This is a genomic window from Roseateles sp. (assembly GCF_049240545.1).
GTDB lineage: Bacteria > Pseudomonadota > Gammaproteobacteria > Burkholderiales > Burkholderiaceae_C > Paucibacter_A.
The window spans coordinates 14,459-35,539 of sequence record NZ_JBMLSK010000153.1; the positions used below are offsets into that span (position 1 = coordinate 14,459).

General features: G+C 62.9%; 19 protein-coding genes. 15 read left to right on the forward strand and 4 right to left on the reverse strand.

What is annotated here, in order from left to right:
• Positions 1-49: 49 nt before the first annotated feature.
• Positions 50-4,198, reverse strand: a complete 4,149-nt coding sequence (locus tag ACOVRJ_RS09790) for a YhdP family protein (RefSeq protein ID WP_422043664.1) — start codon at positions 4,196-4,198, stop codon at positions 50-52.
• Positions 4,199-4,333: 135 nt separating this feature from the next.
• On the opposite strand from ACOVRJ_RS09790, the gene glnE reads away from it, so the two are divergent.
• The 3 genes from glnE (at position 4,334) to ACOVRJ_RS09805 (ending at position 8,752) form a co-directional block, all read left to right on the forward strand.
• A complete protein-coding gene (gene glnE / locus ACOVRJ_RS09795; RefSeq protein WP_422043665.1) occupies positions 4,334-7,084 on the forward strand; it encodes a bifunctional [glutamate--ammonia ligase]-adenylyl-L-tyrosine phosphorylase/[glutamate--ammonia-ligase] adenylyltransferase in 2,751 nt (916 codons plus the stop codon).
• Positions 7,085-7,086: 2 nt separating this feature from the next.
• Positions 7,087-7,668 carry a rhombosortase gene (rrtA, locus tag ACOVRJ_RS09800; RefSeq protein WP_422043666.1) on the forward strand — a complete coding sequence of 194 codons (582 nt, stop codon included), beginning with the start codon at positions 7,087-7,089 and terminating at the stop codon, positions 7,666-7,668.
• Between the two features lie 172 nt (positions 7,669-7,840).
• Positions 7,841-8,752, forward strand: a complete 912-nt coding sequence (locus ACOVRJ_RS09805; RefSeq protein WP_422043667.1) for a hypothetical protein — start codon at positions 7,841-7,843, stop codon at positions 8,750-8,752.
• Between the two features lie 75 nt (positions 8,753-8,827).
• Here the strand turns inward: ACOVRJ_RS09805 and ACOVRJ_RS09810 are convergent, their stop codons facing one another.
• Positions 8,828-9,250, reverse strand: coding sequence for a hypothetical protein (locus tag ACOVRJ_RS09810; RefSeq protein ID WP_422043668.1), 423 nt, complete (start codon positions 9,248-9,250; stop codon positions 8,828-8,830).
• Between the two features lie 238 nt (positions 9,251-9,488).
• On the opposite strand from ACOVRJ_RS09810, the gene ACOVRJ_RS09815 reads away from it, so the two are divergent.
• The 3 genes from ACOVRJ_RS09815 to ACOVRJ_RS09825 are packed head-to-tail and all read left to right on the forward strand — an operon-like array spanning position 9,489 to position 11,634.
• Positions 9,489-9,839, forward strand: coding sequence for a GntR family transcriptional regulator (locus tag ACOVRJ_RS09815; RefSeq protein ID WP_263539314.1), 351 nt, complete (start codon positions 9,489-9,491; stop codon positions 9,837-9,839).
• Positions 9,836-10,723 carry an ABC transporter ATP-binding protein gene (locus ACOVRJ_RS09820; protein ID WP_422043669.1) on the forward strand — a complete coding sequence of 296 codons (888 nt, stop codon included), beginning with the start codon at positions 9,836-9,838 and terminating at the stop codon, positions 10,721-10,723. The genes ACOVRJ_RS09815 and ACOVRJ_RS09820 overlap by 4 nt, the downstream gene beginning before the upstream one ends.
• 17 nt (positions 10,724-10,740) lie before the next feature.
• Positions 10,741-11,634 carry a hypothetical protein gene (locus ACOVRJ_RS09825; RefSeq protein WP_422043670.1) on the forward strand — a complete coding sequence of 298 codons (894 nt, stop codon included), beginning with the start codon at positions 10,741-10,743 and terminating at the stop codon, positions 11,632-11,634.
• 80 nt (positions 11,635-11,714) lie between these two features.
• Here the strand turns inward: ACOVRJ_RS09825 and ACOVRJ_RS09830 are convergent, their stop codons facing one another.
• Positions 11,715-12,719 (reverse strand): MerR family transcriptional regulator, encoded by a 1,005-nt coding sequence (locus ACOVRJ_RS09830; RefSeq protein ID WP_422043671.1) that lies wholly within the window; start codon positions 12,717-12,719, stop codon positions 11,715-11,717.
• Between the two features lie 101 nt (positions 12,720-12,820).
• Here ACOVRJ_RS09830 and ACOVRJ_RS09835 point away from each other — a divergent pair, with 101 nt between their 5' ends.
• The 9 genes from ACOVRJ_RS09835 to ACOVRJ_RS09875 all read left to right on the forward strand — a co-directional run bounded on the left by ACOVRJ_RS09835 (position 12,821) and on the right by ACOVRJ_RS09875 (position 20,842).
• The gene (locus tag ACOVRJ_RS09835) at positions 12,821-13,414 is read left to right on the forward strand and encodes a glutathione peroxidase (RefSeq protein ID WP_422043672.1); all 594 of its coding nucleotides are present in this window, start codon (positions 12,821-12,823) and stop codon (positions 13,412-13,414) included.
• Between the two features lie 392 nt (positions 13,415-13,806).
• Entirely contained in the window at positions 13,807-15,210 is a 1,404-nt protein-coding gene (locus tag ACOVRJ_RS09840; protein WP_422043673.1) for an NAD(P)/FAD-dependent oxidoreductase, read from the forward strand.
• Complete coding sequence (locus ACOVRJ_RS09845) at positions 15,210-16,013, forward strand: DUF1365 domain-containing protein (protein WP_422043674.1); 804 nt, start codon at positions 15,210-15,212, stop codon at positions 16,011-16,013. Before ACOVRJ_RS09840 ends, ACOVRJ_RS09845 begins: the two co-directional genes overlap by 1 nt.
• Before the next feature lie 14 nt (positions 16,014-16,027).
• The gene (locus ACOVRJ_RS09850) at positions 16,028-17,260 is read left to right on the forward strand and encodes a class I SAM-dependent methyltransferase (RefSeq protein WP_422043675.1); all 1,233 of its coding nucleotides are present in this window, start codon (positions 16,028-16,030) and stop codon (positions 17,258-17,260) included.
• Between the two features lie 2 nt (positions 17,261-17,262).
• Positions 17,263-17,799, forward strand: a complete 537-nt coding sequence (locus ACOVRJ_RS09855; RefSeq protein ID WP_422043676.1) for a chalcone isomerase family protein — start codon at positions 17,263-17,265, stop codon at positions 17,797-17,799.
• Positions 17,786-19,066, forward strand: a complete 1,281-nt coding sequence (locus ACOVRJ_RS09860) for an MFS transporter (protein WP_422043677.1) — start codon at positions 17,786-17,788, stop codon at positions 19,064-19,066. The genes ACOVRJ_RS09855 and ACOVRJ_RS09860 overlap by 14 nt, the downstream gene beginning before the upstream one ends.
• Positions 19,063-19,620, forward strand: coding sequence for a DUF3833 domain-containing protein (locus ACOVRJ_RS09865; RefSeq protein ID WP_422043678.1), 558 nt, complete (start codon positions 19,063-19,065; stop codon positions 19,618-19,620). Before ACOVRJ_RS09860 ends, ACOVRJ_RS09865 begins: the two co-directional genes overlap by 4 nt.
• A gap of 5 nt (positions 19,621-19,625) precedes the next feature.
• On the forward strand, positions 19,626-20,411 hold the full coding sequence (locus tag ACOVRJ_RS09870) for an SDR family NAD(P)-dependent oxidoreductase (protein ID WP_422043679.1): 786 nt from the start codon (positions 19,626-19,628) through the stop codon (positions 20,409-20,411).
• Positions 20,408-20,842 (forward strand): nuclear transport factor 2 family protein, encoded by a 435-nt coding sequence (locus ACOVRJ_RS09875; protein WP_422043680.1) that lies wholly within the window; start codon positions 20,408-20,410, stop codon positions 20,840-20,842. Before ACOVRJ_RS09870 ends, ACOVRJ_RS09875 begins: the two co-directional genes overlap by 4 nt.
• A 24-nt stretch (positions 20,843-20,866) precedes the next feature.
• Here the strand turns inward: ACOVRJ_RS09875 and ACOVRJ_RS09880 are convergent.
• Positions 20,867-21,081: CorA family divalent cation transporter (locus tag ACOVRJ_RS09880; protein ID WP_422043681.1), on the reverse strand; the 215-nt coding region annotated here is incomplete at its 5' end.

Here is a 21,081-nt window from a genome sequence, read left to right on the forward strand (position 1 = left end):
CTCCTTTATTGACACTTCAATCGTCAGGCGTTCAGTACCTTCATGACGGTCAAGGCCCGCTGGCCGCCTTGCTTGGCTCTTCTGGTCGCCGCTCGACCTGTTCAACCCTGGGCTCCGCCCAGGTGCCGGAAACATGGAACTCGCGGGTGTTGGCGGCCGCCAGCGGTCGACTCAGAATCCACTGCGCCAAAAAGGTACCCAGGCCGACGGCCGGATTGATGGCGGCATAGGCCAGCGCGGCGCCGCCGGTATTGATTTCGGGCACCACCAAGACGCGCAGATTCTGCGTCTCGGCGGCCAGATCGGTGCTGCCGTCCAGCCCCACCGCCGCCTGCACACCCCGGGTTCGCAAATTGCTGCTGCTGGCGACGCCACGCGCGATCTTCACATCACCACTGATGCCATCGAAGGTGAAGCCTTCGGAGAACACATCGCGGAAATCGAACAAGAAGCGGCGCGGCAATGACTGCAAGCTCAACACACCCAGCAAGCGCCCCACGCCCGGCTCCACATTGAGGAACTGCCCCGACTCCAGCGCCACCTGAAGCTGCCCACTCATGCTGGCGAAATCGGGCGACAAGGGCTCGCCCACCCAGGCCAGCTGCCCACTCATCTGCCCGCGCCCACCCCGCAAAACCCGCCCTTGACCCAGGCGTTCCAGGGTATCGCCGGCATCGAGCAGATCCAGCTTCCAGTCCAGCACGGTGCGGCGCTGGGTGCGACCCGGCTCGTTCAGCCATTGGCCGGTGGCGTTCAGCACCGCATCGGGCGCCTTCAGTTGCAGCTTGCTCAGCCGCCAGTCTTGCGCGGAGCCGGCCGCCTGCGCCTCGACTTCCAAGCGCCCGAGCCGTTTGCCACGCAGCTCGAAATCCTCCACGATGATGTCCAAGTCGGGCACCTGGCCGCTTTGCTTGTCCAGCACACGGCTTACCGCATCGGCGTCCTGCTTGGGCAGGGCCAAGCGACTCAGTCGTGCATAGATGCGCTCGGTTTGACCGGGTTTGGCCGAGCGCAGCTCGAAAAACCCGCCCATTTGTTCCGCATCGATACTGCAGCGCCAGGTGCTGCCCACGTGGCTAAGGCCAGCCACCACCCGAGTCAGGGGGCGGCCGAATACCTGCAAAGCATTGGCGCGCAAGACGATCTGATTCGGTGCGTACCCGCCGTCGCCGGCCAGCATGGCGCTGGCCGCTTGGGAGGCCGCCTGGGGGGGCGCTTGGCTGGCTCCCTCGATGCCCGCCGGACCGAGCAGGCGTTGCAAGGCCATTTGCCAGGCATCCAGATTGACGCTGTCCAAATTGGCCTGCATCTGCACCCCGCTGTCGGGCAAACCCGGCAAGTTATCTTGCACGCTGATCGCGCCGCGCAGCACTCGCACCGGCTCTTGCGAAAGGTCGCGCTGGTAATGCGCATGCAGCAGATTGCCCAGCTCCACTCGCAACTCATCACGGCGGCCCTGCAGCACCGTCTGCACCCTCAGCGACAAGGCCGTGTTGGCCTCTTTCTTCAGCGGCGCCGGCAGATCCAGCCCCATCCCCAATAGATTGCTGCTCAGCGCGAACTCCGCCTGGCCTCGAACCAAGCCCAGTTGCAGGCGGTAACTGGCCTGCCCGCTGGCCGATTGGGCCAGCTTTGCCGCCAAGCCCAACTCGGGCATGCGGCGCAAGGCCTCGGCGCTGGCCTGGCCCTGGGCGACAAATTGTTGCGTGCCATCGGCCTGAGTGCCGCCATCAATGCTGGCTTCGCCACCCAGCGCCCGGACTTGCAGGCCTTGCAGCTTGACACCATGCCGATCGAAGTCGATGGCCCCCCTGACATTGCCAAACAAGGGGAGGTCGGGGCGCAGCCGAAGTTCGGTGCCCTGCATCAGCACCGCCCCCTTGACCACCGACTTTTCCATCTCATTCAAAGGCAGATTCAAACTCAGCCGCAGCTGGGCCGCGCCTTGAGCGGTAGCGGCGGCCAGCATGCGCCCGCTGGCCTCGTTGACCGGGCTTTGCCGAACGAACTTCAGCAGCTCGGCCGCTGGGCCGCTGCCCGCCCCTTCGATCTCCAGCTGATGTTTGACCAACAGGTCCTTGATACCGCCCTTGATGCCACTGAGCTCATAGCCGAAGACGCGGGCGCGGGCATTGCGGATCTGCATGCCGCCACGCTCAAAGATCAACTCACCATTGATGCGCTCCAACATTGGCCAATTCAAGGGCTGCCCATCGTGTGTGGGCACATAGGCCAGGTCCACGTCACGGACCTGCGTCGTGACCCGGAACTGCCCCTCCCGATGATTCTGAAACGGAAAGTGCGCCAAGTCGCCGCGCAGCTTCACCGCCACCGCCCGGGCCTCCCCCGCACGCAGGGCATCGCGCAAATAATCCAGCGTGTGATGGCCGACGGCCAAGGGCAGGTAATGCTGAACCTTGACGGCATCGACACGCTCAACCTTGCCGCTCAACTCCAACCAGCCGGGAAACCGGGCTTGGCCGGGCTTGGCGCCGCTGCGCCAGAGCGCATCGAACTCGCCTCGGAGGTCGGCATTCGAGAGCTGCAAATCGGTGACCCGCAACTCGATCTGAGTCGGCTTTTGCGGCTGGGTATCCAGGCGCCAATTGAGTTTGGCCGACAGGCGCTGCCACGGCGGTAGCGGCTTTTGAAACACCCCCGGCCAACTCAGCACGCCATCCTTCATGCGGACTTGCGCCTGCCCGCCTCGCTCGGTGGCATCCACATGCAAGTCCAAACCGCGCAGACTGGGGCGCAAGGGCGTTAGCGGCGGCGCCAGCTCTGCACCTGCAACCGCAGCCGCAGCCAGCGGCGCAGGCTCGCCGAGCTGCGGCCCGAGTTGGAGGCCCTCAAGATCCCCTTTGACCTTGTAGCTGCGGGGCGCGTCGATCGGACCTTCCCAGCGCGCGCTCAACTGCTTGAGCACCCCTTGCGGCGACATCTCGGCCAACCAGGCACGGGAGCGCTCGCCCAGCGGCAGACGCTGGGCCAGTTGGGCCATCAGGGCGAGATCGAGTCGTTCGGCCGTCAATTCCCCGCCGGATGGCACCAGCGGCTTGAATCGATCGGCGCCGGCAGCGCTGCCAGGTTTAGCAGCGGGTGCCTGAGGCAGATGCAGGGCGATCTGCCAGTTGGATTGCGGCCAGACCACCCCATCACCGCTGACAAACCCAAGCTGTTGGGCGCGCAGACTGAGCTGCTTGGCTTCATGCAGCATCTGCAACCGCCCCTCCACCCGCTCCAAGCTCAGCGGCTCGGCACCGGCAGCCAAGCGCATCTGAACCGCACGCAGCCCCATGTCGACGGTCACCGACTTCAAGGCCCCCTCTTTGATATCGATCCAAGCCCGCAAGGCCCCATCACCCTCGCTCAACTCAAAGGGCAGATCCACATGGCGGCGCAACTCGCGCAGATCACTGCGGGGCAAATCGGCGTACAACTGGCCGCTCCAGGTCTGCAACTCACTGGGCCGGCTCAGCAAGGTCTGGGTGAAACGCCCCTGCAGGCCGAAACGTTGCCCCCATTCAGGCGGGGGCGATGCATCCAAGCGCATTTCATGGCGGCGCAAGCCATTGCGCAGCACCAGGTTCAGCTCCGACAAATCCAGGGGCTTGCTGCCGCGGCGCTCATCGATCCAGCGCACCCGGCCATTCAGGATCACAAACTCATGTTGTTGGAGCAGCCAGTCCACCCAGGCCTCGGCCAAGCCCGCCGTTTCGGCATGAGGGCTGTCATCGACGCTGAAGCCAGCGACAAAGAACCGGCCTTGCGCATCGCGACGAACTTCCATCTGCGGCGCATCGATCAACAACTGCTCAAAACGTAGACTCAAGGACAGCAGCGACCGCGCCGACAGCGCCGCCGCCACCCGCGGCAGGCGCAGTGCTTCGCGCCCCTGCGGGTCGAGCAGACGCACATCTTGCATCTCCAGCGCGGGTATCCACCCCCCCGAGGTGACGGTCATCTTCCCGATGCGGAGCTCAATTCCCAGGGTTTGAGAAGCCCTTCGTTCCAGCGCCCCACGCCACTCATCGATGTGCGGCAGAATTGCCCAGTGCAAGACCAACCAGGCCAGCAAAACCAGGCTCCAGGCCAGCAATAGCAGGGCCAGCGCCCAGCGAGCCAGGCGCCCGACGAAGCGAGCCGGGCGACGCAGCCCAATCAGGCCGGCAGGGTTGACGGAGGCAAGCACAGACATTTAAAAGAAGGAAGCACTTGCCATGAAGCCAATGACAGAAACACGAGGGGCGCCCGGGCTGCACAACGGCCGCCACCCTGAGCCTTGGCAATCTAGCACAGCGATCACTGACTTTTGCCGATGAGTTTTCCCGAGATGACGACGCATTCCCCCGGTTCTGCACCCGGCGCATCGGCCGATCACAGTCGTTTTGTCCAGCGCGTGCGGCGCCGCTATGGCGCCGAACTGCCCTTGCTGCCCCCCGGCTTGCCCAGCCGCGCGGCCATTGAGGCCCTGGTCCTGGGTTTGCAAGCGGCGGGCCGACCATTGGCCGCCGCGCTGCGCGTTGCCCGTCATCTGGTCTTGGAACGCTTGGCGGTGCTCGATATCGAGGCAGGCGCGGCCATGCACGACATCACCGCCGCCATGACCCATCTGGCCGAGGTCAGCCTTTGCCTGGCCCTGAAGGACGCGCGGGCCGAACAAGACGCGATCTCAGGCGCCCCCCGCAATGAAGCCGACGAGGTGATCGAGTTCTGGGTGCTGGGCATGGGCAAGCTCGGCGCCCGTGAGCTGAATGTGTCCTCCGACATCGACCTCATCTACGTCTACGACGACGAAGGCATGACCGATGGCGCCATCCCCATCTCGGCGCACGAGTACTTTGCACGGGTCGCCAAGCGTCTTTATGCGCTGATCGGTGAGGTCACGGATGACGGCCAGGTGTTCCGGGTTGACCTGGCGTTACGGCCGAATGGCAACTCCGGCCCCGCCGCCGTGAGCTTGGCCATGTTGGAAGAGTACTTCTTGGTGCAGGGCCGCGAGTGGGAGCGATTTGCCTGGCTGAAGAGCCGGGTGGTGGCGCCGCTGGAAAGCGTGCAATCCGGCCGCGCCCTGGGCCTGCGCTCCCTGGTGACGCCGTTTGTCTACCGCAAGTATTTGGACTACGGCGTGTTTGAGGGCTTGCGCCAGCTGCACCGCAAGATTCGTGACGAAGCGCGGGCCCGCGCCATCGGCCGACCCGAGCGGGCCAATGATGTGAAGCTCTCGCGCGGCGGCATCCGGGAGATCGAGTTCACCGTTCAGCTCTTGCAAGTGGTGCGCGGCGGCCAGTTCCCCGAGATTCGTACCCGATCCACCGTCAAGGCACTCGGCCGTTTGGCCGAACGTGGCCTGATGAAGGCAGAAACGGCGAGCAAGCTGGCCGCTGGCTATGAGTTCCTGCGCCGGGTCGAACACCGCATCCAGTTCCTGGACGACCAACAAACCCATTGCCTGCCCAGCAATGACGACGATCTGCGCTGGATTGCGCGCAGCATGGGCTTGGTGTGCGAGAAAGAAACCTGCGAGTTGCTGGACCAGTTGTGCGAGGTGCGCGAGATCGTCGCCAATGAGTTCGACGCCTTGCTGCACGACGGTCAAGCGCCGGCACAGGGCGGCAACGGCTGCCGCGGCTGCAATGGGCCGGCGCTGCCGATCGACGCCGAGGAGTTCCTGTCCAAGCTGCAGCCGGAGTTGGCCGTGGCCGTGCGGCGTTGGGCCGAGCAGCCCCGCGTGCAGAGCTTGCGCGAAGAGTCCCGGCTGCGGCTGGCGAAGCTGGTCGGACGCGCCGCCTTGGCGGTGCGCGATGAAGGCTGCAGCATCGACGCGGCGGTGCGTTTTGTTGATTGGATTGAACCGCTGCTGCGGCGCGAAAGCTATCTGGCGCTGCTGGTCGAGCGGCCGGCCGTGCAGGCGCGCTTGCTGCGCTTGTTGGGCCTAGCACGTTGGCCGATGCGCTATTTGATGCTGCACCCCGGCGTTATTGACGAGTTGGCAGATAACCGCCTGCTGCATGAGCGCTTCGACGGCCCCGCTTTTGTCGCCGAGCTGCAGGCTCGCCACGAGGCCTGGGAGCGCTCCGGCGAGGCGCATGAGGAAGCGCTGCTCGACACCCTGCGTCGCGCCCACCATGCCGAAGTGTTCCGCACCTTGGTGCGCGACATCGAAGGCCATATCACCGTCGAACAGGCGGCCGATGAGTTGTCGGCCCTGGCCGATGCCATTCTGCAATGCACCATTGCCTGGACCTGGACGCGCTTGAAACAAGCGCACCGCCCCAGCCCACGCTTTGCGGTGATCGCCTATGGCAAGCTCGGCGGCAAGGAGCTGGGCTACGGCGGCGACCTGGATGTGGTCTTCCTCTTCGACGACTCGGATGAGGCGGACAAAGACCTAGCACCCGAAATCTACGGTGCTTTTGTACGCAAGCTGATCACCTGGCTGACCGTGCGCACCGCCGCCGGCGAGTTGTTTGACATCGATACCGCGCTGCGCCCGAATGGCAACTCCGGCATGTTGGTGACCTCCCTGGCCTCCTTCGAGAACTACCAAACCGGGCGCGGCAGCAACACCGCCTGGACCTGGGAGCATCAGGCCATCACCCGGGCGCGCTTTTGCGCCGGCGACCCCAGCCTGGCGGAGCGCTTCGAGGCGGTGCGCCGCCATGTGCTGACCGCCCCTCGCGATCAAGCGGCGCTGCGGCAGGAGGTGCAGGCCATGCGCGACAAGGTCCGCGCGGCTCACCCGATCAAGGCCGGGCGTTTCGACATCAAACACAGCCCCGGCGGCATGATGGATGCCGAGTTCGCCTTGCAAGTGCTGATCCTTTCGCACGCCGGCCAACATGCCGAGCTGATTCCAAATGCTGGCGCCATTGCCCTGCTGCAACGCGCCGAAGAAGCCGGGTTGCTGCCGGCACAAGTGGGTGTGCACGCCGCCAACGCCTATCGGGAACTGCGCCGCGCCCAACACCGGGCCCGCCTGGACGAACAACCCACCGCCGTCGATGAAGCGACCCTGGAAGCACTCGGCTTGGCGGTGCACCGCGACGCCGTGCTGGCCCTGTGGCGGGCGGTTTTCCCCTGAGGATGGCGGCACGAGCCTGGACGGCGCTGGGTGCGCTGCTGCTCTTGAGCGCGCTCTTGGTCGCCCAACTGAATCTGCCCAGCCACGCGCTGGACTGGCAGCCCGAACGGGCCCTGAGCGAACCTTGGCGCGCCTGGACCAGTGCCCTGGTGCATTGGAGTCCGCAACACCTCTGGGCCAATCTGGCCGCCTGCGCCATGGTGACCCTGTTCGGTTGGGGCGCCAAGGTTCCAACGCGCTGTGCGCTGGCCTGGCTGCTGGCTTGGCCCTTGTCTCAACTGATCTTGTGGAGCCAGCCCGAGCTGCGCCATTTCGGAGGACTGTCCGGCATCTTGCATGCCGGAGTCGCGGTGGTGCTGGTGGAACTGCTGCACCGCCAAGGACGGGAGCGATTTGTGGGCGTCTGCGTCAGCCTGGGCCTGCTGATCAAACTCTGGCAAGAACAACCCTTCGGCGAAGTGCTGCGACATTTGCCCGAATGGGATATCGCGGTGGTCCCCTTCTCGCATTTTGCCGGTGCAGTGGCGGGTGCTTTGTGCGCTCTGCTACTCTATCGCTGGCCTCGCCACAGGCCCTCGGCCTGAGGTGGGCCACCACTCACGGGAGCGCTACGCAAACATCGATGCACATTCCGCCACAATCCGTAGGCAAGGCGTCAGTTTGAGATGCTGAACTCGGAACCGCTCAGGGTCTAACGCCAACACCTTATTCGCCAGATTTTTCGTGCATAGCTTTCCAGGACCCCGACGGGCACCCATGCCTGACACAGCGCCATTGAATCGCCGCGAGAGTTTCCGATGCCTGCTGCAGGCGGCGTTCCTGCCTGCGCTCTTGAGCGCCGCGCCTTTGAGCGCCGAGCCCGCACGCGCGCCACAAGGCGAGACGCTGTTTTCCGCCGGGCCGGCCGATGTGATGGCCGACTTTCAACGCTTTTTGGGCCCGCGTGATCCCTTGAGCATCACGGACTTTAGTGGCCCGAACTCACGCCGCGATGTGGTTGAGGTGGTGCTCTTGCATCAGGCTTTGCATGCCGGAGGTTGGACACAGAACCTGCGATTCCTGAACATGCCCACCGGCGAACGTCTGCTGCGCGAAATCGGCTCGGGTCATGCGATCTGCAGCGCGACCAGTTACTGGAGTGAAGACATCATCGGCGCGGAATCCAACTTGAGCTTGAGTTTGCCCGTGCTGAACCAGGGAGAGTTTGAAGTCGGGCTCTACACCCTGCCCTCCAATCGGCAGGCGCTGGCCGCCAAGAGTCTGGGGGACTTGCAACGCCTGCGCGTGCTGTCCAATCGCAACTGGGTGGTCGATTGGCGCACCCTCGAACGCCTGGGTTTCGAGCAACGACAGCATGTCACCAATTGGGAGCTGATGCCCAAAATGCTGGCCGCCGGGCGGGCCGACTGTTTGCTCGCGCCCTTCCAGCCCACGGCCGACTTGTCTTTGAAAGTAGGCGAAGTGAGCATGGTTCCAATTCCAGGCATCAAGATCGGCATGCAAGGCACGCGGCACTACCTGATCTCGCGCCAGCATCCGCGCCACCAAGAGCTGAAGACGATGCTGGATGCCGGCCTGCAGTTGCTGCGCCAACAAGGCCGAATTCGCAAGGCCTATACCCAGTCGGGCTTCTTCAACCTCAAGGTCGCGCAATGGCGGAGGTTCTGAGATCAAGCTTGAAAAAGGCCAGGCGGCCGCCCTGATCTTCCGCCAGCCCAGCCAAGCAGGCCGGGCCAGACTCACTCAAGACCCCAGAAAATAGCCGCCATCTTTGCGGCCATAGAGCAAAACCACCGAGGATTTTTCCACCACACCACCGGGCAGCTGGGCCGCCTCAAACTCCAGCTCGATCCAACCTTCCACCTGCACGGAAGGCTTCATGCCTCGCTTGAGGGCGCGATCGTAGCTGGCCTGATAAGCGGAAAGGGGTAGCAGCTTTGCCGAGCGCAGCGGCTGCTGCGCGGCGTGGCGAAACTGCGCCTCGAAGCCCGCACGATCGGCCTCACGATTCAAGGCCACCAGGTCGATGTAAGCGCGGATGTCCTTGCGGACAAAAGCCTGTTTGCAGCGTTCCAGCAATTGCTCGGGCGTGCCTGCGGGCTGGGCAGACGCAAGCGCGGTGAACAAGCTCAACAGAAAGAGAAGCAACAGTTTGCGCAGGGCCATCGGAACTCCTTCAGTCCACAAGGTATTCAAAGAGTCAGCAGCTTAAGCCAGAACCCGAGGTCCATGCTCACTTGGCGCGCCCCTGGCCCAAGCCAACGGCGCGCCCCCCCCCGCAGCGCTACTTCTGTCCGTTTCATCCTCCGTTTTCTGCAGACTGTCGGGCGCCGCTAGGTCGACCCAGGCTGCTTTGTTATGGTGTGCTACATCAGCAACACACAGGCCACAGGCCCAGGTTGATATGCACAACTGGAACGACACCGCACCGATCTATCAGCAACTCGCCGACCGCTTGGCCGTGCAGTTGCTCGATGGCTCCCCGCCCGAAGGCGAAGCTCTGCCCTCGGTTCGCAATCTGGCCAGCCAGTACCTGATCAACCCTTTGACGGTGACACGTGCACTGCAAAGCCTGGTGGACATGGGGCTGGTGGAAAGCCGCCGCGGCCTGGGCATGTATGTGCTGCAGGGCGCCAAGACGCGCTTGCGCACCAGCGAACGGGAAGCGTTTTTGCAAAAAGAATGGCCGCTGCTGCGGGAAAAACTGCGACGCCTGGGGCTGAGCGCCAATGACTTGAACTGGGAGACGACATGAACCACTTGATCGAAGCACGCGACTTCAGCTTGCATTACGGCCTCACCAAGGCGGGCCGCAAAACCGCGGTGGACAACATCAGCTTCAACATCCCCAAGGGCCGCGTGATCGGCTTGCTGGGCCACAACGGCGCGGGCAAGACTTCTTTGATGAAGGCCATGGTCGGCTTGATCGGCGGCACCGGCGAGCTGAAGGTGCTGGGCCTGGACCCACGCCTGCAACGCAATGAGTTGCTGCAATCGCTCAGCTACATCCCCGATGTGGCGGTGCTGCCGCGCTGGGCACGGGTGGATGAGTTGATCACGCTGATGAGCGGCCTGCAGCCGCGCTTCTCGGCCGACCGCGCCCGCACCCTGCTGCAACGCACCAGCGTTGGCCCGCGCGACAAGGTCAAAAGCCTGTCCAAGGGCATGGTGACGCAGCTGCACTTGGCGCTGATCGCCGCCATCGACACCAAGCTGATGATTCTGGACGAACCCACCCTGGGCTTGGACGTGATGTCGCGCAAGAGCTTTTACGAGATGCTGATCGACGAATGGTGCGATGGCGAACGCACCGTCGTGATCTCCACCCACCAGGTCGAAGAAATCGAAACCCTGCTCAGTGACGTGATGATGCTGGACGAGGGCCGCTTGGTGCTGAACATCAGCCTGGAAGAGATGGATTCGCGCTTCATGGCTTTGTCGCATGACGCTGCAGCCGCCGACGCGGTGGCCGATGCCCACCCGCTGCTGCGCTACCGGCAACAGGGCCGGCCCGCCGCGCTGTTCGATGGGCCGCCACCCGAGCATGTGCAACAACTGGGCCAGCGCTTCCGCCCCAGCCTGGTGGACCTGTTCATGGCCCTGACCCGCAAGCCCGAGCTGCAAAGCCGTCAAGCCTGAAGCCTAGGAGAGAAAAAATGACTTCAACAAGATTCATGACTTTGCTGCAACGCGAGTGGATGCAGCATCACAAGGGCTGGCTGATCGTGATGCTGACGGGCCCTTTGCTGCTCCTATTGGCCATGCCCTTCGGCAAGGTCGATTTGGACGGTGTTGAGCTGCCTTCCACCCTGCTGGCCGCGGCCGTGGTGGCAATCACCACCTTGGCGGTTTTCGGCATCACCTGGTTGATCACATCCTTTCAGTTGCCGGGGCTGGCGCGACGCGATAGCCAAGATCGATCCATTGAATTCTGGCTCTCTCTGCCAGGCTCGCACACCGAAAGCATTGCGGCTACGCTGCTGATGCATACCGTCTTTGTCGCGGTGCTGGCCTTGGCCTTGGGCTCGGCCATGGGCTTGGTGATGGCGGCCGCCGTGTTGACCAAGGTGATGGGCTTTGGGGCCTTGGCGGATGTGTCTTGGTGGTCGCTGGGCGTGGCCACCGTGGCCGGCTTGCTGCGACTCAGCCTGGGTGCGGTGCTGTTCTCGCTCTGGTTGGCGCCGATCTACCTGATCATGATGGCCGCAGCAGCTTGGCTCAAGCGCGCCGGTGTTCCCGTCGCCATTGCCGTGGTCGTGATTGCCGGCAATGTGCTGCAAAAGATCTACAACAATCCGATTGTGTGGACGCTGCTGGAGCGCCAATTCGACGGTGCCTCGCGAGCCCTCTTCGACGCCGGCCACACACTGCGCGATGATGAGCCCGTCAAGGCGGAGATGATGGAGATGTTCAACAGCTTCCCCGCATGGGCTGCAGAAGACGCACTCAAAGCCATCCAGAATCTGGCATCGCCGCACTTTATCGGCGGACTGGTGGTCGCTGCCGCTTGCTTTGGTTTGCTGACCCTGCATCGCCGCAGCAAACACTGAGTCCGCTAACGCTGCGATTCATCAGGCCCGCCGCAAGCGGGCCTGGTTCTTTTCTGGCGGCAGACGCCTGAAGAGCAGGCTCAAGCGAGCCCAGAACGGTTCAGTCGTAAGGCCCGCCAATCGGCGACTGCGGTGCCGAGCTCGGCCAAGCTGGGCATGTATAGAAGCCCTGGGCCCGACTCATCGCGACGGCGGCGCTGCAGTGCGCTGCCGCCTGCCCATAAATGCACCGAAGGTGGCAGCAGGCTGCGCAACTCGCTCAAGCCGCGCTTCACCGCACCGGCCGACATCAAGCCGCTGAAACTCAGGGCCACGACATCACTGCCATGGACCGCAGCGGCTCGAGGCAAGGCCTCCACCGGCGTTTGCACGCCAAGCGAAAGGCAATGGCAGCCCTCCACGACCAACAGCGCCTCCACCATCAGCAAGCCCAGGCCGTGCGGCTCCCCGGGCAAGGTGCTGAGCAGAATGCGCGGGCTCTCATCGGCGCCGCGCAAGGTCTGCTGAGTCAGGCTGTGAATGGCTTGCCGCAATAGCTGCTGAATCAGTTCGGTGTAGATGTGCTCCTCGAACACCTCCAGTTCGCCGCGCATCCAGGCATCCCCGACTCGGGTGGTCAATGGCGCCACCCATTGCTGGACAAAGCCTCCGAGTCCGTGACGCAACAAGGCCTGCGCCATGAAGCTACGCAACTCATCCAGCCGGTGCGAGCGCAGCAGTTGCAGGCAAGCCTCCAAGCCCTCTGACTGCGCCACATCTTCCTTTCGATTGGGTTCCCGCTCCAACTCGCGGCAGCCCTCTTGCACCAGGCGCTGCAAGGCCTCAAAAGCAGCCGGCACCACGCGTCCCGGACGATGCCCCGCATCAATCAGGCGCTTCAACAAGCGCAAGCGCTGCACTTGCTCGGCCGGGTAAACACGGTCGCCCAGTTCATCGCGCAAAGGCGCAGGAAAACCATAGCGCCGCTCCCAGACGCGCAAGATATCCTTGCTCAAACCGGTATCGCGCTCGACCGCCGCAATGCCAGCGAGCGTCAAGGCCGTGTCAGACCCGGCTTGAGGCAGGGCGTCATTCCTTGCAGACATTCGAGGCTCTCATGAGGCAAATTTGTTCTAGACAAACAAAAGACAAAACGGATTGTTTGTACTAATATAGTCATATTGACGCCGTTTGACTAGGACAAACAATGAACATCAACGGGTATTTTTCAGCCAACAGCAGAGCCTACTGGCTCGCAACCTTGCTCAGTTTGACGGCGCTGTCGGCCCAGGCGCAAGCCACGCCGGCCACCTGCCCGGCGCTGCTGCAGCGCGAGATGCCTCGCCTGCAAGACGAAAAGCCCCAGGCCTTGTGCCAGTACGCGGGCAAGGTGGTGCTGGTGGTCAATACCGCGAGCTTTTGCGGCTTCACCTCCCAGTACAAGTCTTTGGAAACCCTGTCCTCTCGCTACGCAGGACGCGGCTTGGTCGTGCTGGGCTTTCCTTCCAACGATTTCGGCAGTCAAGAGCCTGGCAGCAACAAAGAAATCGCGGAGTTTTGCGAGAACACCTTCAATGTGAAGTTCCCGATGTTCTCCAAGTCGGTGGTGAAGGCTGGCAAGCCCGATACCAATCCACTGTTTGTCGATCTGGCCCAGCGCACAGGCTCCAGTCCCAAGTGGAATTTTCACAAGTACCTGATCTCGCGCGACGGCCAACAGGTCCAAAGCTTTGGCTCCATGACTGACCCTTTGAGCCGCAGCGTCACCGACGAAATCGAAAAAATGCTGACCAAGCCCTGAGGATCGAGAGCCCGACGATGAGCAATTTGACTGTGAACGCTGGCCATCAGGCCCCAAACATGACGCTCAAGGTCGACGGCGCCCATGCAGGGCCTGAGCAGAAGAATTCAACACTGTCAAACTCATTCGCAGCCGTTTGTAAACATTTGCAAACCAATGCGAGGGACTTTGCATTTTCAAAAAAATCGTTAGCATTGAGCCACTTCGAGTCGCGAAGTCTCCCCAGTGTTGGGGCTGAAATCCTGAAGCCGTTTTCCTCCTCCTCCCTCCCTCCCTCGTTGGCTTCAGGGCGCTTTGCGACTTCTTTTACACCCAAGGCCTCCGCTCATGGCGGGGGCCTTTTCAATGGCGAGGTCAGGGCCTTTACCCCTCAGCCATCGGCTCAAGCGCCCATGCTGCAACGTGAAGCACATGCGCAATCCGCCACCGCACATGCTGAAACGCTGCTGCCGCTGCTGCATCAGTTGTCCGAACCTCGCCGGCCAGTGGACGGATCGGCTCGGCGGATCGCCGTGGTGGGATCGGGTATTGCTGGCTTGTCAGCCGCTTGGGCACTCAGCGCGCAAGCCCATGTGACGCTGTTTGAGGCCGGCGATTATTTTGGCGGCCATACCCACACTGTCGACATCGAACTCGAAGGCCGCAGCCACGGTGTCGACACCGGCTTTCTGGTCTTCAACGAGCGCACTTATCCTTTGCTGATTCAGTTGTTCAAGCAACTGGGGGTGCAGGTCGCGGCCAGCGATATGTCTTTCTCGGTGCAGTTGCCGGATCAAGGGCTGGAGTGGAGCGGCAGCAATCTCAATAGCGTGTTCGCGCAAAGAAGCAACCTCTTGCGCCCGGCGTTTTGGGGCATGTTGACCGATCTACAACGCTTCAACCGCCTGTGCACCCAGTTGGCCGAACGCGGCGAAGAGGCGGCATTGGCTCAGCCCATTGGCGACTTCCTCCAACAGCATCGATTTGGCCAGGCCTTCCGTGACTGGTATCTGCTACCGATGGTGGCTTGCATCTGGTCTTGCCCCACGCGACAAATGCTGGCATTTCCGATCAGCACGCTGATTCGCTTTTGCCACAACCACGGTCTGCTTCAGGTCACCCAAAGGCCGCAGTGGTACACGGTGAACGGCGGCGCCAAACACTATGTCGCGAAGCTGTTGGCGGGCATCACGGATGCGCGCCTGAACACGCCGGTTTTGAGCGTGAGTCGAAGCGAAGAAGGGGGCGTCATGGTGCAGTCCTCACGCGGCACCGAACGCTTCGATGAAGTGGTGATGGCCTGTCACAGCGACCAGACGCTGCAGTTGCTGACCCACACGAGCGCCAGCGAGCGCCAGATCTTGGGCGCCATTCCCTACCACCGCAACCGAGCGGTATTGCACACCGACACCACGCTGCTGCCGCGTCGACCGCGCGCTTGGGCTGCTTGGAACTATGAGCATGGCGGCCAGGCCAGCGGCAGCGACACCAAAGCCGTCTGCCTGCACTACCTTTTGAATCGCCTGCAGCCACTGCCTTGGCAGCAGGAGGTGATCGTTTCGCTGAACCCGGTCAGGGAACCGTCGCCAGCGCAGACCCTGGCGGAATTCGATTACGCCCATCCTGTCTTCGATCAAGGCGCCGTCGCGGCGCAAGCTCGCCTGCCCTTGATCCAGGGCGAGGGCCATGTCTGGTTTTGCGGCGCCTGGACGCGCTATGGCTTTCACGAAGACGGCTTGCTGTCGGGCCTGAGCGTCGCCAAACGACTGCTGGAAAGCTGGGCCGCCTCACCACAGCCCCCACGGAGTCCGGCCTGATGAGCAACAGCGCATGGCCAGCCCAAGCCATGATTGGCCGAGGTCAGGTTCGGCATCGGCGCTTGATGCCCTCCGCCCATGCCTTCGCTTACCGCAGCTACTTTCTGATGCTGCCGATGCGCAGCCTGAGGCACACGCCTTGCCCGGCCTTGCATCGGCCCAGCGCCGAGGGCAAAGCGGCCGGATGGAGTTGGCTCAGCTTCCATGATGCCGACCATGGGGACGGCGGGCCTGACTGCCTGGCCTGGCTGGATGACTTGCTGCAACGCGAAGGCGTGCATGAGGCCACCGGTGAAGTCTGGCTGCATTGCTACCCACGCGTCCTCGGCCACGCCTTCAAGCCGGTCAGCTTCTGGCATTGCCACCGCCCAGACGGCAGCCTCGCCGCCATCGTGGTCGAGGTCAACAACACCTTTGGCGAGCGCCATTGCTACTTGCTCCACGGCCCCACACTGGCCTATGGCCGCGAACTCTTGGCGACCAAGGCCTTTCATGTGTCGCCCTTCTGCCGAGTCAGCGGCCGCTACCGCTTCCGGTTCATGCACAGCAGCGGCCCGCAAGGGATGCGCTGCGTCGCGCGGGTCGACCATGACGATGAGCTGGGCCAGGCGCTGCTGCAAACCAGCGTCAGCGGCGAACTGCAGGCGCTGACCCAGACTTCGGCCCGTCGCGCGTTTTTCGACATGCCGGCGCAGAGCCTGATGGTGCTGGCTCGCATCCATTGGCAGGCCTTGCGCCTGTTCTTGAAACGTGTTCCCTTCTTTGGCAAACCTGCCGCCCCTGAAACCCTTGTGACCCGTTGAGGGACTTGCTCGCGATGAACACCAACACGCTCACAACGCGCATCAACCTGCCAGACAACGCCCCCGCTGCGGCGCGCACCGTCTTCAAGCTGCTCAGCCACCTGCGCCATGGCAGCTTGGATGTCCAGTTGCCCGATGGCGGCTCCATTCACTTTGGTGCCGCCCCCGGATCGGATGACTCGCCACGCGCGGCCTTTCGCATCCGGGATTGGTCGGTCTGCGCGGCTGCCTTGCGCTCGGGGGATATCGGCTTTGCCGAGAGCTATATGGCCGGCCACTGGAGCAGTCCCGATTTGCGCGCCCTGCTGGAGTTGTTCCTGCGCAATCGGGCCGTGCTGGACGAGGTCATTTTCGGCTCTTGGTGGGGCTCGGCGCTGCACCGCCTGCGTCACCTGTTCAACCGCAACAGCCGCGCCGGCAGTCGCAAGAACATTCACGCCCACTACGACATCGGCAACGACTTTTACAAGCTGTGGCTGGATCCCAGCATGAACTACTCGAGTGCTTGGTTCGACGGCAATCCCAAGCAGTCCTTCACCGAAGCCCAGAACGCCAAGATGAGCCGGGCACTGCAGGAGTGTGGTGTGCGTGCCGGCGACCGAGTGCTGGAATTGGGCTGCGGCTGGGGCGCGGTGGCCGAAACCGCCACACGCGACTTTGGTGCCCATTTGACAGGCGTCACCCTCTCACACGAGCAACTGGCATGGGCGCACGACCGCTTGCAGCAAGCCGGCTTGAGCGAACGCGCGGACTTGCGACTGCAGGATTACCGCGACATCAGCGACCCGGCTTTTGATGCGATTGTGTCGATCGAGATGTTCGAAGCCGTCGGGCGGGAGTACTGGGACGGCTACTTCAAGACCGTGCATGCCAAGCTCAAGCCGGGGGGACGCGCCTGTATTCAAACCATCACCATCCGTGATGATCTGTTCGATCGCTACAGCCGCTCCAGCGATTTCATTCAGCAATACATCTTCCCGGGCGGCATGCTACCCAGCCCCAGCCAGTTCCGCGCACACGCCAACAAGGCCGGCCTGCGCATCAGCAATGAACTGGCCTTTGGTCAGGACTACGCACAGACCTTGCACCTGTGGCGCGAAACCTTTTTGCGTCAAGAGGCCAAGGTGCGGGAGCAAGGTTTCGACACCCGCTTCGTCCGCCTGTGGGAGTTCTATTTGGCCTATTGCGAAGCCGCGTTTGCCACCGGCAACACCGACGTGATGCAGTTCACCCTGCAGCGCGACTGATCATGCGTACTCGCCGCCAAGCGCTTCAAGCCGCCTGCGCCCTGGCTTTGATCAGCCAGGGGACTGCGCATGCCGCGCCAGAGTTGAGCGAGCTGCGCCAGCAATCCAAGGCGCAGATGCGCTTTTTCGGCCTGCTGATCTACGACATCAGGCTCTGGTCCCGCGAACCCATCGATGCGCAGAACTGGTCAGCCCAGGAGTTGGCCTTGGAGCTGCAATACGCGCGCAGCCTGAGCGGCCGGGAGATTGCAAAGCGCTCACTCAGCGAGATGCGCCGGCAGGTCGACATCTCGAACGAGCAGGGGCAGAAGTGGCTGTCCGAGATGGAAGCCGCCTTCCCCGATGTTCGCGAAGGCGACCGGATCAGCGGCCTGCAGACCCCCGGGGAAGGGGTGCGCTTCTTTGTCAACGGACGACTGCAACGCCGCATTGCCGACCCGATGTTTGCCCGCCTGTTCTTTGGCATCTGGTTGGCGCCGCAAAGTTCCGAACCAGGCCTGCGCCAGCAGTTGCTGGGAGGCCGCCGTGAGGGGACTTGAGTCCGGGCAAGATCTGCCAAACCCGGCATGCGCCCGCTATGGCTCGCTGGGCTATGCGCTTGCCTTTGTGGCACTGCCGCTCTACATCACCCTGCCGGCCCACTACGCGCAGGAGTTCGGCATGCCCTTGGCCTTGCTCGGCGGCTTGCTGCTTGCGGCACGCCTCTTGGACGCCGTGGTGGACCCCTGGATCGGCCGACTCTGTGACCGCGCCTTGAATCTACACCCAGGCCGGGTCTTGCCGCTGATGATGGCCGCCGCGCTGCTGCTGGCCGGCGGATTCGTCGCTGTGTTCTTTCCACCTTGGCGGTCGCAGCAATCCTTGTTGATCTGGTGCGCAGGCGCGCTGGTGCTGACCTATCTGGGCTACAGCCTGCTCAGCGTCATGCATCAGGCCTGGGGCGCCCGTCTCGGCGGCAGTGCCGTGCAGCAAACGCGTGTGGTGGCATGGCGCGAGGGTTTTGCCCTGACCGGAGTGATCACCGCCAGTCTTTTGCCGAGCTTGATTGGCCTTGCCGGGACGGCGCTGGTCCTGGCCTTGGCCCTGTGCATCGGGCTGTGGCTGCTGAATCGGGGGCCACGTGCAGAGTCCGTGATTCGACCTGAGCGCTCAGCCAGGCCTGACACCTCGGTGTGGCGCAGCCAAGCCTTTCGCCGCCTGATGGTGGTTTTTTTGTTCAATGGCATTGCCAGCGCCATCCCCGCCAGCCTCTTGTTGTTCTTCGTTCGAGATCGACTCGAAACGCCGCAGTGGGAAGGCGCTTATCTGGCGGTTTACTTCAGCGCAGCCGCACTATCGCTTCCCCTGTGGTTACGCATGGTCAAGCGCTTTGGTCACGCGCGCAGCTGGGCGGTCGCCATGCTGCTGGCGGTGGCGGCGTTTGGGTGGGCCGCCTTGCTGGGCAAGGGCGACAGTCTGGCCTTCACCCTGGTGTGCCTGACCAGCGGCTTGGCCATGGGTGCAGACTTGGCCATCCCCGGTGCCCTCTTGGCCCGGTTGATCCATGGTGAAGGTCTCGGAGGGCAGGCCGAAGGTGCGTTCTTCGGCTGGTGGAATGCGGCCAACAAACTCAACCTTGCCTTGGCCGCCGGCTTGAGCCTGCCCATGCTTCAGTGGCTCGGTTACGCGCCGGGGCTGCGCAGTGAGGATGCCTTGCAAGCGCTGAGCTTTGCCTACTGCCTGTTGCCCTGCATGCTGAAGCTGTTGGCCGCAGCCCTGCTTTACCAGTTTTGGATTCGTCCCCCCAGTCTCAAGGAGTTGCCATGATCCGCTCGTCCCTTCAAGGTGTCCGAATCCTGGCTGGCATTGCGGCCATCAGCGCGGCCGCGCTGCTTGGCGGTTGCGCCATGCCGCCAACACCCGCGCAGTACGCCCAGGAAAGTCCCAAACTGGAACTGCGCGAATACCTGAATGGTCCCTTGATCGCGCACGGGGTGTTCACCGATCGGGGCGGTCATGTGAAGCGACGCTTTGTCGTCAAGCTGCAAGGGCGCTGGCAAGGAAATACGGGCGTTTTAGAAGAAGACTTTGAGTACAGCGACGGCGCCCGCGAGCGGCGCGTCTGGACCATCACCGAATTGGGCGGGGGTCGCTACAGCGGCCGGGCCGACGATGTGGTCGGCGTGGCCACCGGCGAAGCCGCCGGCAACGCCTTGCGCTGGAGCTACACACTGAAACTGCCTGTTGACGGCAAGGTCTACGAGGTCGACTTCGATGACTGGATGTTTCTGATCGATGAAAAGGTCATGCTGAACAAAGCGGTCATGAGCAAATTCGGCTTCGAGCTCGGCCAGGTCACGCTGTCGTTTCAGAAGCTCTGAGCCCCATGTCCCTGAACCCCAAGATTCGCGATTGGCACGGACGGACGGTCTGGCTGGTCGGTGCCTCCAGCGGCATCGGCCTCGCCCTGGCGCAGCGGCTCCACCTGGCCGGCGCACGCGTGATCGTGTCAGCGCGGCAGGCCGAATTGCTGCAGCGCTTCGTCGATGATCATCCCGGCAGCGTGGCCCAGCCCCTCGATGTCTTGGATGCCGCAGCGCTTCATCACGCCTGCCAATCCATCGTTCACAGGCATGGCGCGATTGCCCTGACGGTCTATTGCGCGGGCCATTACCAAGCGATGAGCGCCCAGAATTTCTCGCTCGATCAGGCGCGCCGGCACATGGACGTCAACTATGTCGGCGCCTTGAATTTGCTCGATGCCCTGCTGCCGCAAATGCAGTTTCAAGCGCAGCAAGGACGGGAGACCCACCTCAGCTTGATTTCCAGTGTGGCCGGTTTTCGAGGCTTGCCCAAGTCCTTGGCCTATGGCCCATCCAAGGCCGCATTGAGCCATTTGGCGGAAGCCTTGTACCTGGACTTGTCCGATGCCGGCATCGGCGTTTCGGTGATTCACCCGGGCTTTGTCGCCACACCGCTGACCGCGCAAAACGACTTCAAGATGCCGGCACTGATCAGCCCGGATGAAGCCGCTTTGGCCATCATCCAAGGCTGGCATGCGGGCGCCTTCGAGATTCATTTCCCCAAACGGTTCACACTTTGGCTGAAAGCCTTACGCCTGCTTGGCCCTGGCGCATACTTTCCGCTGATCAAAAAAGTCACCCGCTCATGAGCTCTCACTCCGATCCCCGCGTGGCCGCGGTCATCACCCTTTTCGAGCATCTGCAGCCCAGCGATGTGGCGCAAATGGGCCAACGCTACACCGAGCAGGCATTTTTCAAGGACCCGTTCAACGAGGTTCGCAACCTGGCCGGCATCCAGGCGATCTTTGCCCATATGTTCGAGTCGCTGGACGCGCCCCGCTTCGTGGTCCTGGACGCCGTGACACAGCAAAACCAGTGCTTCTTGACCTGGGACTTTCACTTCAAACTGAAGGGACAAACCCAGCCTCGCCAGATCCACGGCAGCAGCCATCTGCGCTTTGGCGTGGACGGCCGCGTCGCCTATCACCGCGACTACTGGGACGCCGCCGAAGAGTTTTACGAAAAGTTGCCCCTGGTGGGCGGCTTGCTTCGCCTGATCAAGCGGCGTCTGAAGATCTAGGCCCTCAGCACCAGCAAAGCAACCTCAGCGCAACCAACCCTTGCGTCGGAAGTAGATGAAGGGCGCGGCTACCGAGGCCAGCATCAAGCCCAATGCGAAGGGGTAGCCCCAGGGGTACTCCAGCTCCGGCATGTACTTGAAGTTCATGCCGTAGATGCTAGCGATTAGGGTCGGCGGCAGCAATGCCACGCTCGCCACCGAGAAGATCTTGATGATCTTGTTCTGGTTGATGTTGATGA